Source organism: Prevotella sp. BV3P1, assembly GCF_000479005.1.
Lineage (GTDB): Bacteria > Bacteroidota > Bacteroidia > Bacteroidales > Bacteroidaceae > Prevotella.
Genome location: NZ_AWXC01000011.1, coordinates 21,224 through 36,617, shown reverse-complemented (window position 1 = coordinate 36,617; position 15,394 = coordinate 21,224). Strand labels below are relative to the sequence as shown.

Sequence of the window (15,394 nt, the reverse complement as noted above, 5' to 3'; positions counted from 1 at the left end):
TATTAATTTCTATAATTGCAAACTCTATATTGCAAAATATCATCTTTTTTTATTATTTTTGTACCCAGTTAAAAGAATGAGGCTTTCTGACAATGAAATTACATATCTTCAATCCAGATCACGATGTAGCATTGGCATCCAATATGGATGCTTTCACGGCCCCGCATGCTGCACGCGAATTGCGTGCCGACTTAGGCTATCTGCCGGCTCTGTGGGCTGATGACGGTGATATGGTGCTGGTGGATGACGTGTCGGCTGCACTCGAATCGGCACGCCGTCTTGGCGGTTTGGTGCATGATGTGTTGTTTATTTCGCATGCCGATTTGTGCCGTGTTCCCATCGATTTCTCAACGGTGAAGGTTGAACCTTGGGGGTGGAACAGGGCTTTGTGTCACTATTTAGTGTCGTCCAACGCGACGTTTAGACAAACAGTGCCCACGGCCAAGCAATTGGATGTTATGCGCAAACTGAGCAGTCGCACGTTCGCTGCAACCCATTTGCTACCTGTTCTTGCGGCGTCACACGAGCGTTTTGTAGGAACCAGCACTTTTTTCTCGGGCGATGCCGCTCAGTTGGCCGACCGGCTCATGGCCGATGGCGAACGATTTGTATTGAAGGCACCCTGGAGCAGTAGCGGTAGGGGGTTGAGATATGTAGACCATGATTTCAGCGGCCATGTTGAAGGGTGGTGCCGAAACCTCATCAAAAAGCAGGGTGGCATCATGATAGAACCGCAATATAATAAGGTCTGTGATTTTGGAATGGAATTCATGGCTATGGACAACGGCCGTGTGGCGTACCTTGGTCTGTCACTGTTCTCGACAGTTCATGGTGCTTATACGGGTAACGTCATCGCTTCGGAGGCGGTGAAGCGCGACATGATGGCGCGGTATGTGCCCCTCGAATTGCTCGATTTCATTCAAGAGCATGTTATCTCGCTGGTGGGTTCGCTCTTCAAAGGCAAATATGTGGGGCCGTTTGGCATCGACATGATGGTGGTGAGGATGGAGAATCGCGAGGAGTTGTGCATCCATCCTTGTGTCGAACTCAATCTCCGCCGTACCATGGGGCATGTGGCCTTGGCGTTGACGGAACCGCAGTCTACCGCTCCCAAACAACTCATGCATCTGGAGTATACCGATAAGTATCGCTTGAAAGTGTCGTTGGCAGGTGATGACTTGCTGATACCGTATGTCTTATAAATGGTTTGATACACAGCTTATTATTTACTTCTTTTGAAGTAAAGCATGTCCTCGTTTCTCTTCTTTTTTCCCTTGTGAAACTAAAAGCATTGACTTTGAAGGTTAATGTCTATGACTTTGGGGTCTAAACTCATAGACATTGGTGCCCAAAGTCAACGCCTTTGGTTGGCGGCCTTTGTGGGATGCCATTCATGGGGGCTGTGAGCCCCGTTTTTAATTCGATTTGCTGGGAGATTTCGTGCGAGGTTTACTCGGCTTTTTCAGATAGCGAGTCCAAGCGTATGGCCGTCGGTTGAGCAAATAGTTGGGGTCGTCCATGTGCTTGTACGCCTCGCGCTCGAACGAAATGTTCAGGTAGGCGCGCCCGCTCATCGGTAGGCGAACGAGCCACTCGATGACGTAGAAGAGATAGAAGAATACAAATCCCAGCTCAATCATCTGTCGGGTATGGATGCGCTCATGCTGGATAAGGTCGGCCGTGATGGTCGTTCCCTTGCGGCAAAACAACATTCCCAGAATGTTGATGGCGTCATAATTTTTGAAGGGTATCAGCCGGTTGTGAACGATGAGCATGGAGGTGATGTGAACAATTTTTGCGTGTTTCGTGGTTTGTCATTCCACGTTTTTTCTGGTTATGATGTAGGCGCTCAGCAAAACGAGAATGCCGGCCACCGGTTTGTCCCAGGTCAGCACGTCCTGTCCGATGTAGATGGCTACCAACGAAGCGACCACGGGTTGCAGATTGGTGTAAATGCTCACAGTGGTAGCGGGTAGGTAGCGCATGGCGAACGGTATGGCGAAGTAGCCCATCACGGTGGCGAACAGTACGATGAAGGCCATTTCGGCTACGCCTGTCCAGGCCCATGCGGCAGAGAAAAGTTTCTGCTGACCCCATTCGGGTGCGGCAAATGGCAGCACGGCGAGGGTGGAAATGAGGAAAATCCATTTCATCTGTGTCACTGCCGAGTACTTCTGAGAAACGTTTCGGGTAATCAATAAATAGATTACCCAGGTGAGCAGACTCAGAATAGTGAGAAGGATGCCCAGCACGTCGTTGGTTCCCGAGCCGCCCTGCCAGCCCATGAAGACCATCAAGAGCGCGCCGGCAATACCGATGAGTACGCCCATCGTCTTCTTTCCATTGAGCGTTTCTTTCAGAAAAACGGCTGCCATCAGCATGGTGGCAACGGGTGTCAGTGTGGCAATCAGTGAAAAGTAAACGGGCGTGGTGTATACCAAAGCCCAGGCGGTGAGCGTTTGCGAAACCACGAATCCAAGCAAACCGCCCAACATAATGATGAGTAAGTCTTTGCGTTCAACAGGCTCTTTGGGCATGAACAGACTAATCAACCAGAATATCACCGCAGCACCCAGGCATCGGGTGAACATGTATCCCATGGGCGACACCCATTCGTCGAGCAAGAGTTTGGTAACGGGTACACCTAAACCAAAGATTACGTTGGCCAGTATCACGGCACTGTGTGCCTGTATTTTGTTCTTATTGTTCATCATGTTTAATTGGGTTTGCGTTGCGAGTAGATGGTCATTCATCGTCTACAAATCAAATGCAAATATAGTATTTTTTTGGAGAATGTAAGGTAGCTCAAATAAAAATGATATATTTGTAGGATTAAACGATAACGATGCAGGCCATGAACACGAATAAGATTCAGACAACTTTTACGCCCGACCGGTTTCAACAGGCGGTGATACAGGCCGAGGGAGGGTACCACTTGGTGCTGGCTCCGCCGGGATGTGGCAAGACACAAATTCTTACCGAGCGCATTCGTAGGGCGCACGAACAAGGGATGCCGTTCGATAAGATGCTGTGTTTAACGTTTACCAACCGCGCTGCCCGTGGCATGAAAGAACGTATTGAGGCCCATATTGCGGATGAAGGTGTGGACGAGGTGTATGTAGGAAACGTGCATCGGTTTTGTTCCAAATTCTTGTTCGACAACAGTTTGGTGCCTGCCGAGAGTTCGGTCATTGACGATGACGATGCTTTCAGCATCCTGGCTCGCTATCGGGATGAGGACGAATACGCGGTGCAGGCGAATTATCGAGCGAAAAGTGAATATATAGAGGTGTTTCATTTTGCGGGATTCATCCATCAACTGGTGCATGAACATCCCAAAAAACTGCGCCTACACCCTGAATGTGTGACGGCAAGGGACGTGACGGCGTTGCGCACCCTGTGCCAAGTGCAGCGAATGGAGATGACACCTGCCACGATGTTGGATGTGTTCAGGCGTTCGGATGTGTATGAGGATCTCATCCAAACCGAGGCATACGACTTGGGAAGTCAGCGTGACATTGGTGCCTTGCTGAAAAAGATGGAGCAGGCGCGGCATTACATGGCATACAAAAAAGAGAATAAACTGCTGGATTTTGAGGACTTGTTGATGCTTACCTACGATGCGCTGCGGGCCGACGACAAGCATGAGCTGAAGCGTTATGACTGGATACAGGTTGACGAGGTGCAAGACCTCAACCCGTTGCAGCTGGCACTTGTCGACGGATTTACAAGTAGCGACTTCCACACCGTGATGTATTTGGGTGACGAGCAGCAGGCCATTTTTTCGTTCATGGGTGCAAAGATGAGCACGCTGGACGCCCTGAGGGAACGTTGTGAGGGGCATCTTCACCGGTTGTTTGTCAACCATCGTTCCCCTCAATATCTGCTTGACGTGTTCAATGTGTATGCCGAACAGCAGCTGGGAATAGACAAGAGCGTGCTGCCAACGACCAACTATCTTCCCCAACGCAAGGGAGATGAGTTGCAGGTGATGGATAGTGTGACCATTGACTCGGAATATCGTGACGTCGCGGATGTGGTGAATCGGTTGCAAGCCGCTGATGCGGGGGAAACAACGGCGGTCATCGTGAGCGCCAATGCCGATGCAGAAATGATGAGTAGGGCGTTGAATGACTTGTCATTATCGCATTTTAAGGTGTCGGGAGATGATTTGTTTGCCTCACAGGGCGTGAAGTTGCTGCTGGCACACCTGAATGTTTTGGCCAACGAACACAACTTCATCGGGTGGTCACGATTGTTCATGGGGCTGCATGTCTTTGAGAGCAATGCGGCGGCGCGTGGCTTTGTGCGGGGATTGTTGGACAGGGCGATGCTGCCAACCGACCTTCTGACGTACCCAGAGAGCAGTTATGTGCAGGAATTTGTAAAGTGTTACGAACAGCAGGATATTGTGGTGTTCGACACGGAGACCACCGGACTGAATGTTTTTGAGGACGACATCGTGCAGATTGCAGCTGTCAGGATGCGGCAGGGGAAAGTGGTTCCCGGCTCGTCGTTTGTCGTTTTTATGGAAACCGACCGTGACATCCCGCAACAACTGGGAGAGATAGAAAATCCATTGATTGCTGAAATGCAGCGACATGTGCTGCATAGTCACACAGAAGGGTTACAGATGTTCATGGAATACGTGGGCGACAGCATGCTTTTGGGACACAATGCCGACTACGATTATCACATTCTGGATTTCAATCTGCAACGCTATTTGCCCACCATATCGTTGAAAAAGCAGTGTCCACGCTATCTGGATTCGCTCAAACTCGTTCGGTTGTTGGAGCCAAACCTGCGTGAGTACAAACTCAAGCACTTGCTCTCAGTGTTGCATTTGGAAGGAGAAAACGCCCATTTGGCCGATGCCGACGTTGACGCAACATGCAATGTGGTGCGCCATTGCTATGGAAAAGCCAAGCTCATGGTGCCTTCTCAGTTGGAATGGATACGCCATCCGCGGTTCAAGAAGCGGGCAGAGGTGTTGCGAAAAAACTATTCAGACATATACAATGCGGCTAAACAGCAGTTGTATCAGCGAGAAAAACCTGGCGATGAACCTGTATTGGTGCGGGAAATGCAACGCTTCTATGCGTTTCTTTGTAGCGAGAAACTGCTGGAACCGCAAGATAAGTTGCATTATGTCACGCAGTTTCTCACGGATGATATCATTGACCAGGCAGCGGCACCATCGTTGGTGGAGCAGCTGTGGGCCTACGTCACGGAAATAAACACGCTGAAAGAGGCCGACTTGTGCAACAGTCAAACGCTGCAAGAGCGTATCTTCGTGACAACCGTTCACAAAGCGAAAGGACTGGAGTTTGACAATGTCATCATCTTTGATGCCGTTGACGGACGCTATCCCAACTTCTACAATCAAAACAACGAACGGCTGTTGGCCGAAGACAAGCGTAAATTTTATGTAGCCATGACGCGGGCCAAGAAACGTCTTTATGTGGCTTGGTCGACCACAAGGATTGACTATTACAATCGTTCTCACCCGCGCGACATCACTCCCTTCATGAGGCCAATACTTCAATTCTTCGAAGAATGAGGGTAGAGAGGGTTGTAAGCTCAGTTTAATGTCTTTAACTTCTTGGTAAAGACTTGTGAAAAGAGCATGAAAAATGGATTCACGGTGTCGGTAGAAACCATGAATCCATTTTCGCTATTTACTCGCATTATTTGCGCACAGGGATGTTCTTCAATATCTCAAGAAGGTGATCCCAAACCATTTGTACAGTAGGGATGTGCAAACGTTCATCGGGTGTATGAACGAAACGAAGCGTGGGTCCGAAGCTAACCATGTCGATATGGGGATAACGTTCAGAGAACAATCCGCACTCAAGTCCTGCATGAATACCCAATACTTCTGGCTCTTTGTTGAACAATTTCTTGTAAGTCTCGACCGTCAGCTTGACTAATTTGCTGTCTGGGTTCATGTTCCAAGCTGGATAGCCATCAGTTTGTTCCACCTTTGCGCCTGCCAATTGATAAGCGGCCTTCACGGTGTTACACATATTTTCCAAATTGCTCATCACGTTGCTGCGTTGCGACGACAAAATTTCAATCTTGCCATCCATGGTCTTCACCGCTGCCACGTTGCTTGATGTTTCAACCATATTGGCCAACAACTCATCTTGGCACATCGCAAATATACCATTGTCAACGGCTTGCAGAGCCAGTATCAGTTTGCTGCTTACGTCCTTTGGCAGCACCTGTTGAGGCTCGGTACTTTCCATGTTGAACACCATGTCGGTATCTGTAACATGGAATTCTTGCATCACTTCATGATGGAAGACGTTCCAATCGGCGCGCACTTGCTCTTTCGCATCATTGGGAACGGCGAACACCACCTTTCCGTCACGCGGGATGGCGTTGTGCAATTTGCCACTATTAAAACTTGCCAAGCGCAAATCAAACTTCTCTTGTTCGTTGAAAAGAAATCTCGTTAAAACCTTGATGGCATTGGCGCGCTTCTTGTTGATGTCATCCCCAGAGTGGCCTCCCACCAAACCTTTCAGTGAGATTTGCATGAAGAAGTGGTTTTTCGGCGCCTCTTCCGCCGTGTAATCGAATGTGGCGATGGTGCTGCGTCCACCCGCACAGCTTACAAATATCTTGCCTTCGTCTTCAGAATCTAAGTTGATGAGGTATTCGCCCGTCATGAATCCCGCTTTCATCCCCAACGCTCCCGTTAGTTGTGTTTCTTCATCAACGGTGAAAACACATTCTATCGGGCCGTGTTCGATGTCGTTACTTTCGAGCACAGCCAATTCCATAGCCACGCCGATACCATCATCTGCTCCGAGCGTTGTGCCCTTGGCGGTGAGCCATTCACCATCAATGTAGGTCTGGATGGCATCCTTATCGAAATCGAACTCAACGTCCACAAGCTTGTCACACACCATGTCCATGTGGCTCTGGAGTATCACCGTAGCACGATCCTCGTAGCCTTTGGTGGCTGGTTTGCGGATAATCACGTTGCCTGTTTCATCTACTGACGTTTCCAAATGGTGGCTCTTGCCAAATTCTCTGAGGTATTCTATCATCTTTTCCTCACGCTTGGAAGGGCGTGGTATCTCGTTAATTTTGGCGAACTGCTTGAAGACGCAAGCTGGTTGTAAGTCTTTCTTTTCCATACTATTTTTTCTTATTTTATTTTGTATATTGCTCTATTTGCACTACCTTTGCCAAATTGAAATGACAAAGTGACACTGCAAATATAATAAGAAATGCTGAAAACCTTACTTCTTAGCATGTTAATAATTGCAATATGTATTGCATTGATGGCAGTGAAATTGATTTTTCAAAAGAATGGAAAGTTCGATTCCATGCACATACATGACAGTGACGCTATGAAAAAGCGTGGCATTCATTGTGTGGTAGATCAAGACAAAGAGGCAAGAAAGCAGAACAAAGCGTATTGAAATGGATGTCATGGGCAGCATACTGTCAAGGTCATGAAACATAATAATATGTAAACAATTAAATATCAGAATATAAAATGAAGAAAAAGATTATCCGTTCGGTGGCGGTTGCAGCACTCGCAACACTGGCTTTCACGGCATGTGACAATTCAAAACCTCAGGTTGATAAGAAGTCAGAAGGTACAACAGCTGCTGTTCCTACAGACATGAAAATTGCCTATGTTGAGGTAGACAGCATCATGACCCAGTACAAGTTCTGCAAGGATTATAGTTTGATTTTGCAGAAGAAGGGACAAAACATCCAGAATACGTTGGCTGGAAAGCAGAAACAATTGGAGCAAGCAGCTGCTAACTTCCAGCAGAAGCTTCAACAAAACGCATACACTCGTGACCAGGCCGAATCCATTCAAGCTGGATTGCAGAAGCAAAGTGCCGATCTTCAGGCGCTCAATCAGCGTCTGAGCAATGAGTTTCAAACAGAAACCGATAAGTATAATAAGGCTCTCCGCGACTCCATTCAGCACTTCTTGGCCAGCTATAACAAGGATAAAAAGTATAGTCTTATCCTTTCCAAGGCAGGAGATAATCTGCTGTATGCCGACAAGAGCTATGATATCACCAAGGATGTAGTTGCTGGTTTGAACAAGGCTTATAAGCCAATCGACACAAAGAAAAAAGCTGACGCAAAGAAATAAGTAAGTTTCTTTTGCACAGTTTCCTATATTGTCATCGTACATGATGAGAGAGAGCGTATCAACATACAAGGTACCTCTCTTTTTTTTGTTGCGATAAATTGAAGCGTAAGCATTCCGTATTTGCCGTCTTTCAACTTTATTTAATTATCCTTATCGGTTTTGTTGTCTATCAAGATATTTGTTCGTGGGCAAGATGTCAAATATGGGATGCCTGCGATGATTTTAAAAAACTTTTCATTATTTTTGTCATCAGATAGAAAATATGGCATGAAAAGATTATTCTCCGTTTTATTATTTATATGGATGACGCAGTGGCTTGTCGCCATACCAGTCAAAAAGAGCGGGTGGAAAGTCATTCGTCTTGCGAGTGGAGTGGAGGTTAGAGCGATGTTCAAAGGCGATGAACACCTGCATTACATGGAGGCTGAAGATGGTCAGAAATACGTTTTCGATGAACAACTTCAGGCTTATCGACCTGCCGATTTCACAACTTTAGCAAGAAAAGCTGCTGCAAAAAGACGCAGAGCTGCCGCTCATAGATATGAAAAGACCCGTGGTTCCTTGGGCGAAAAGCATGCTGGCTACGAAGGAAAGAAAAAAGGTTTGATGATTTTGGTGGATTTTGATGATGCTAAATTCAACGAAACGCATACGAAAGAGCTTTATCAACAGATTACCAACAAGCTGGGTTTTGTACACGAGTTGGGATTTAAAGGAAGTGTAAGAGATTATTTCCTCGACCAGAGCAGAGGGAAATTTGACTTGTCCTTTGATGTTGTAGGTCCCATACGCATGAAGAAAGGTTATGCTTACTATGGTGCCAACGATCGTGAAGGTTACGATATCCGACCACAAGAAATGATACAAGAGGCTTGCATGGGTGCAGATGCGGAGGTGGATTTTCGAGATTACGATTGGGATCATGATGGGAAAGTGGATGCGCTGTACGTGTTATATGCTGGTCAAGGTGAAAATTCAGCAGATGGACAAGATTCCAAGCGCGTTTGGCCTCACCAGGCGGAGCTGTCTGAATCCCACTTTGATTTTAACTTGGATCAGGCAACCATCGATTCTTATGCCTGTGGTCCAGAACTGTCTTCACGAACAAAAATTGATGGTATCGGAACCATCTGTCATGAGTTGTCGCATGTGTTGGGGTTGCCTGACATGTATGACACCCTCAATGGCGAGGCTTATGGCATGTTTTCATGGGATTTGATGGATCAAGGAAGTTACAACGTTGGTGGATTCGTTCCAGCTGGTTATACCAGTTATGAACGCACTTATTTAGGTTGGTTAGATCCGATAGAACTGACCAGCGATCTCACTGTCACGAACATGAAACCGCTCAGTGAGCAGGGTGAGGCGTATGCCATTTACAACGAAAACAATAGAAACGAATACTATCTGTTGGAAAACAGGCGCAAAACAGGTTGGGATGCAGGGCTTGGCGGAGAAGGATTGCTGATTCTGCACGTTGATTTTGATGCCAAGACATGGGCAGATAATACCGTTAACAGCCAGAAAAATCATCAGAGATGTACCATCTTTCATGCCGACAATTCTGATGCTTACCTCGACAAATTGGGAATTTATAGTGCTTCGGAGATTGCTGGCGATGCTTATCCGTATAAGGCTAATGACAGTCTGACAGCGAACTCAAAGCCTGCGGCCAGTTTGTACAATGCGAATCGGTGGGGAACCTATTTCATGAATAAGGACGTGAATGAGATTACAAGAAATGAGGATGGAACCATATCTTTTCACTTCAAGGTGGTTACTGCCTCAACAAAACCAAATCAGACGCCGTCTGATGGCATCCTATTCCATGAAACATTTGACCAGTGCAAGGGTACGGGTGGAAATGACGGCAGGTTTGATGGGCAGGTGGCTCGGAGCAAGAATGGTTTCATGACGGATATGGATGGCTGGTATGTGCTGTCTGGCGCCGCTTACGGTGGCGACCGATGCGCGAAGTTTGGCACATCGTCAAAGAATGGTACCGTGTTGTCACCCGAATTCTATGCGCATGGTAAAGACACGCTCATCTTCGTAGCTGCACCTTTTGGAAAAGATAAAAACACGTTGGATGTGTATATCAACGATTCGCTGTTAGGCGTCTTTACATTGGACAGAGGGAAGTGGACTACCGTCAAGGTTCCTTTCATTGGAACAGGAGCGTCAACTCTCCAATTTATACCTTACAACCGCTTTTTCTTGGATGACGTAAAGGTGATAGGACCTACGAACAAGCAGGAAACTGGTATCAAACTGCTTGAGGCCAAGCCCAACACTCGCCAGCCTTTCAAAATTTATAATCTCAATGGGCAGTTCGTGGGAACCAAACTCGATGCCCTGCCAAAGGGGATATACATATCGAATGGTAAGAAAATTCTGAAATATTGAGATTACAAACATAAAGTCTTCTGATAGGATTTTGAACCGTAGGTGCGTGATTCTTCACGTTCCGCATTGTAGGGATGTGATGAATTACGTCATGCCTGCAATCCATTTGGCTCGTCGATGAAATATTTTTACTTGCGGCTTCAAAACTCGCGTATTTGCAACCAACAGGAAGGTAGAGCGCAAATACGCAAATTATAGGCTGTTTCCGTATTTCCTTATGGTACAATGAGTTATTGTGATGAAGCGCTTTTTCATTTCATAGGTGAATCCATTCTTGTGCCAATAGCATGCTTATTGACGGCCAATATGCATGCTATTATGCAACAATATCATACTAATTGCGAGTCAATATGCTACTTCTAACACGGCAAGATGATGATAATAGGGACACAAACCGTATGCCGTTGCTGTGAAAAACGGTTTTTCAATATTTTGAGGTGCATAAAAACGTCCTCTGAACCCTCGCATTTTTTCTATTTTGAAACTTGACAATTTTGAAATAAACGGACAATTATTAGTCGTCTTCCCTTATAAAAAAAAGTGTTTTGTTTTCGCTGAATGGACTCCCGAAGGCGTGCTTTTGTCTGTGTAATCTGACAACGTGGCCTATCAAAAAAAAATTGATTGTCTCACGACAACCAATCTTCATTAACCTTAATAATCTAATACCATGAAAAACACAATGCAAAGGTAGTAAAATGTTTCATCCGTGCAAGTTTTCTGGTCTGTACAGGGCGTTTTTATAACATAAATTATATTTTTATTCTGCCATTTAAACTTCCTTTGCATCCTTTGTGCATGTAATTGCAACAATTCATACTTGTTGGCTTCTTTTGAGAAATCCCATTCTGATACAGATGATTATGACCAAACCGATCCTCAAAATGTTGTACCAAAAGTACGTAGCAGTTGACGGAGGCAAAGATAAAAGTAGGAGATAAACATCCATGATGGGTGTTTATCTCCTACTTGATAGCGTTGATGCGGAACGATGGGTCCGCAGCAATGTTTATCTTACACTAAACTTATAGGCAACGTGACTGAAATATTTTTCACCAGGCTTCAAGTAAGGTGAAGGCCAGTTCTTCTTATTTGGAGAGTCTGGGAATTTCTGTGTTTCCAGACAAACCGAGGCACGCTGTGGGTAGGCGATGCCCTTTTTGCCGATGACACTGCCAGAAAGGAAGTTGCCAGAATAAACCTGGATGCCCGGTTCGTTGGTGTACACTTCCATGTAGATGCCCGATTCGGGAGAGTATAGGCTGGCAGCCACCTTGGTGTCGTCGCCCTTACCGTCCTTATAGGTGTTCAGCACATAGTTGTGATCGTACCCTCTACCATATTTGAGTTGTGTGAAGGTTGTGTCTCCGATGGTTTCATACAGTGCGTGACGCTTGGTGAAGTCCATGGGTGTACCGTAAACAGGTTTGATTTCTCCAGTTGTCATGAAGGTACTGTCGCATGGTGTATAGTTGTCGGCATTTATATAAAGAACCATGTTGGTGCCAGCCTTTGAAGGGTCGCCCGAGAGGTTGAAGTACGAGTGGTTCGTCATGTTGATGACGGTTTCTGCGTCGGTGGTGGCCTCAAACTTCATGTCCAGCGTGTTGTCGCTTGTTACCGTGTAGGTAACTGTTGCTGTTACATTGCCGGGGAAGTTGTTGTCACCGTCGGGAGAATGCAAGACAAGCTGTAGCGTTGAATCGTTCAGCTGATTACCTTCGTATACGGAATATTGCCAACCTGAGGGGCCACCATGCAGGCAGTGTCCGAAATTGTTGCGTGGCAATTGAATCTTCTTTCCTGCAACCGTGATTTGACCCTGATTGATACGGTTGGCGTAACGACCAATGGCTGCGCCGAAATCGCTGGCATTATTGACAGAGTCGGCATACTGTGCAATGTTGTCATATCCTAACACGACATCGGTAGCTACACCGGCTTTGTTGGGTACGCAGATTGACACGACGCGTGCACCAAAGTTTGTGACGCAAACTTCCATGTCATTGTTGTTCTTCAAAACGAACAACTTAACAGGCTTTCCGTTGAGTGTTGTGTCGAACTTGGCGGGGTTAAGACCGGAAACGGTTAATTTACTGTTGTTACTGGACGAGCAAGCCGTAAACAGTGCCATGGCAAATGCTGCGCCCACGAATAATCCTTTTGTTAGTTTCATCTTGAATGTTTTGGTAATATTTGTTATGAGTGAATAAAAACAAAAAAGATACCTGTTATCACAATGTTGATAACAGATATCTTCATTTGTTATCAATTAGCATACTCTGTGAGAGCCCTGGCTGATCACTACGTCATAGATTTCTGGTTTCTTGCCAAATTTAGCAAGATATTTTTCTGTGACATCGGCCACGAACTTGTCATGAATTTCATCCTTCACCAGGTTGATGGTGCAGCCACCGAAGCCGCCACCCATGATACGACTGCCTGTAACGCCGTTCTCTTTCGCAACGTCATTGAGGAAATCCAGCTCTTCGCAAGACACCTCATAGTCCTTACTTAGACCTTCGTGTGTCTCGTACATCTTCTTACCCACTGTCTCATAGTCGCCAGCTTCCAATGCGTCGCAAACGGCCAGCACACGGTCTTTCTCACCCAGTACAAAGCGGGCGCGGTTGTAATCTTCCTCACCAACTTCGGCTTTCACTGTTTCTAATTGCTCCCATGTGCAGTCGCGCAGGGTTTCAAATTTCTCGTTGGGGTATTTGGCTGCAATGTGCTTAACGACATTCTCGCAGGATTTGCGACGGTCGTTGTACGGCGAACCCACTAATTCGTGTTTCACGCATGAGTTGACGAGCATGAGTTTGTAGCCCTGTGGGTTGAATGGGAAGTATTCGAACTCACGACTACGGCAGTCGAGGCGCATGAGCTTACCCTCTTGTCCAAAGACACTGGCAAACTGATCCATGATGCCACAGTTAACGCCTACATACTTATGCTCTGTAGCTTGTCCTGCCAAAGCCATGTCCCATTTGGACACTTTGTTCTCACCGAACAAGTCATTCAAGGCAAATGCGAAACAGCTTTCCAACGCTGCCGAGGAAGACATACCGGCACCAAGTGGCACATCGCCAGAGAAAGCGGTGTTGAAGCCTTTTACGTCAACGCCGAGCTTCTTCATTTCTTGCACCATGCCGTAGATGTAGCGTGCCCAACTGGTGCGGGGACCTTCGGGATCGTCTACCTTAAACTCTACACGGTCTTTCAAATCTATGGAGTAACACATGACCGTATTAGTGCCATTAGGGCGAACTTCAGCCATGATACCCTTGTCTACTGCGCCAGGAAATACGAATCCACCGTTATAATCTGTATGTTCACCAATCAAATTAATACGACCTGGTGAAAAATAAATATTTCCTGTTTTACCATCAAAGTGCTTGATGAAACGACTTCTTACATGATCTATGTCCATCATAATTAATAGGGTTTAGAGGTTTATAATCTAAAAATTGTTTTATCATAAAAAATGCTGAATGTACTTATCTGGGATAAGCATTCAGCATTTTATGTTGCTTATTATTCTACAGGAATGTCTTTGTTCACATTCTTGCACCCTACGAGAGCGTAGTAGAGTAGGTATGCGAGCATGGCAATAACAAGCCAGTAGCTGGCAATGTAATTGTTCAGGCTTGTTGCAATTTGGTCTTGGATGAATGGCATCACACCACCACCAACAACCATCATCATAAAGATACCTGACGCTGCGGCCGTGTATTTACCCAGTCCTTCTGTTGCCAGGTTGAAGATACAGCCCCACATGATTGATGTGCAGATACCACATGAAATGATGAAGAAGCACTTGATGGGTACTTCTGAACCACGGAATGACACAGCAGAACTCTCGGGGAGCACGATGGCAATCAATAACAGGATGATGGCCAGCGATGTGGTGAAAATCATCTGTGTGCGTGAAGATATCTTGCCACTGATGAAACTGCTGACGAAACGGCCAACGAGCATCAACAACCAATAGATGGCTACGATACCACCAGCTACGGCTGCCGCACCTGGGAAGTCAAGTTTGGTGATGTAGAAATTCAATTCAGCTGGAATACCAACTTCAATTCCCACATAGAAGAAGATGGCAATCACGCCGAGGATGAAGTGGCGGAAGTTCCATGGACTGTATTCTGACTTAACGCCTGGGGCGGTTGACTGTGGTTCTGGAATGGCTACGAATGAAATAATCAGGAAGGTAACAGCAAACACGCCCATGGCTACCCAAAGCAAGGGGGTGATGTCAGTCATGCTGGTCTTGTCGGTAACCTGACCAATCAGCACACCAACAAAGAACGGGGTGAGTGTTGCTGCGAGTGAGTTTAATGTTCCTCCAGTTTGGATGAGTTGGTTTCCACGGTTACCACCTCCGCCAAGAAGGTTCAACATAGGGTTCACCACCGTGTTTAACATACATACACAGAATCCACAAATGAACGCACCAAGCAAGTAGACGATGAAATTGAGCATGACAGGTTGTCCCTGAACGCTGAACATCTCGCTGCTTCCGCCAAACGTACTTGATAAATACTGTACGAACAAGCCGATGAAACCTACTGCGATAGCTATCAGAGCGGTTTTCTTGTAACCGTATTTCACAAGCATCTTGCCTGCTGGGATTCCCATGAAAAGATAAGCCAAGAAGTTCATTAAGTTACCAACCATACCAGCCCAAGAGTAGGTTTTACCCCAAATGTTTCCGAATGGTGCTGCAAGATTGGTTACGAATGAAATCATAGCAAAGAGGAACATCATTGAGATAATCGCAACAATGACGCCATTTTTGTTTGTCTGTTGTTCCATTTTTAGTTGAAAGATTTTTTTATTAGTTATTTTAGA

The 15,394-nt window shown here is 46.2% G+C and carries 11 protein-coding genes; 5 read left to right on the top strand and 6 right to left on the bottom strand.

The features are described from left to right. The first annotated feature begins 92 nt into the window (after positions 1 to 92). Complete coding sequence (locus HMPREF1254_RS03370) at positions 93 to 1,202, top strand: hypothetical protein (RefSeq protein WP_023057225.1); 1,110 nt, start codon at positions 93 to 95, stop codon at positions 1,200 to 1,202. 213 nt (positions 1,203 to 1,415) lie between these two features. Here the strand turns inward: HMPREF1254_RS03370 and HMPREF1254_RS03365 are convergent, their stop codons facing one another. Together HMPREF1254_RS03365 and HMPREF1254_RS03360 are read right to left on the bottom strand one after the other, a co-directional pair. Then, on the bottom strand, positions 1,416 to 1,775 hold the full coding sequence (locus HMPREF1254_RS03365; protein WP_023057262.1) for a hypothetical protein: 360 nt from the start codon (positions 1,773 to 1,775) through the stop codon (positions 1,416 to 1,418). A gap of 39 nt (positions 1,776 to 1,814) precedes the next feature. Continuing rightward, positions 1,815 to 2,711, bottom strand: coding sequence for a DMT family transporter (locus tag HMPREF1254_RS03360; RefSeq protein WP_036890931.1), 897 nt, complete (start codon positions 2,709 to 2,711; stop codon positions 1,815 to 1,817). 134 nt (positions 2,712 to 2,845) lie between these two features. On the opposite strand from HMPREF1254_RS03360, the gene HMPREF1254_RS03355 reads away from it, so the two are divergent. Beyond that, on the top strand, positions 2,846 to 5,560 hold the full coding sequence (locus HMPREF1254_RS03355) for a 3'-5' exonuclease (protein WP_023057245.1): 2,715 nt from the start codon (positions 2,846 to 2,848) through the stop codon (positions 5,558 to 5,560). A 127-nt stretch (positions 5,561 to 5,687) separates the two neighbouring features. Here HMPREF1254_RS03355 and HMPREF1254_RS03350 read toward each other — a convergent pair whose 3' ends face one another. Beyond that, positions 5,688 to 7,148, bottom strand: a complete 1,461-nt coding sequence (locus HMPREF1254_RS03350; protein ID WP_023057268.1) for an aminoacyl-histidine dipeptidase — start codon at positions 7,146 to 7,148, stop codon at positions 5,688 to 5,690. A gap of 93 nt (positions 7,149 to 7,241) precedes the next feature. On the opposite strand from HMPREF1254_RS03350, the gene HMPREF1254_RS12235 reads away from it, so the two are divergent. From HMPREF1254_RS12235 to HMPREF1254_RS03335, 3 genes are all read left to right on the top strand, one after another. Further along, positions 7,242 to 7,436, top strand: a complete 195-nt coding sequence (locus tag HMPREF1254_RS12235) for a hypothetical protein (protein WP_036879020.1) — start codon at positions 7,242 to 7,244, stop codon at positions 7,434 to 7,436. Between the two features lie 77 nt (positions 7,437 to 7,513). After that, positions 7,514 to 8,131 carry an OmpH family outer membrane protein gene (locus tag HMPREF1254_RS03340; RefSeq protein ID WP_004349517.1) on the top strand — a complete coding sequence of 206 codons (618 nt, stop codon included), beginning with the start codon at positions 7,514 to 7,516 and terminating at the stop codon, positions 8,129 to 8,131. A 267-nt stretch (positions 8,132 to 8,398) separates the two neighbouring features. Then, the gene (locus HMPREF1254_RS03335) at positions 8,399 to 10,537 is read left to right on the top strand and encodes a M6 family metalloprotease domain-containing protein (RefSeq protein ID WP_036879023.1); all 2,139 of its coding nucleotides are present in this window, start codon (positions 8,399 to 8,401) and stop codon (positions 10,535 to 10,537) included. Positions 10,538 to 11,546: 1,009 nt separating this feature from the next. Here HMPREF1254_RS03335 and HMPREF1254_RS03330 read toward each other — a convergent pair. The 3 genes from HMPREF1254_RS03330 to HMPREF1254_RS03320 all read right to left on the bottom strand — a co-directional run bounded on the left by HMPREF1254_RS03330 (position 11,547) and on the right by HMPREF1254_RS03320 (position 15,358). Then, on the bottom strand, positions 11,547 to 12,713 hold the full coding sequence (locus HMPREF1254_RS03330) for an aldose epimerase family protein (RefSeq protein ID WP_023057242.1): 1,167 nt from the start codon (positions 12,711 to 12,713) through the stop codon (positions 11,547 to 11,549). 96 nt (positions 12,714 to 12,809) lie between these two features. Beyond that, the gene (gene galK, locus HMPREF1254_RS03325) at positions 12,810 to 13,970 is read right to left on the bottom strand and encodes a galactokinase (RefSeq protein ID WP_023057254.1); all 1,161 of its coding nucleotides are present in this window, start codon (positions 13,968 to 13,970) and stop codon (positions 12,810 to 12,812) included. Between the two features lie 104 nt (positions 13,971 to 14,074). Next, on the bottom strand, positions 14,075 to 15,358 hold the full coding sequence (locus HMPREF1254_RS03320) for an MFS transporter (protein ID WP_023057265.1): 1,284 nt from the start codon (positions 15,356 to 15,358) through the stop codon (positions 14,075 to 14,077). Positions 15,359 to 15,394: the final 36 nt, after the last annotated feature.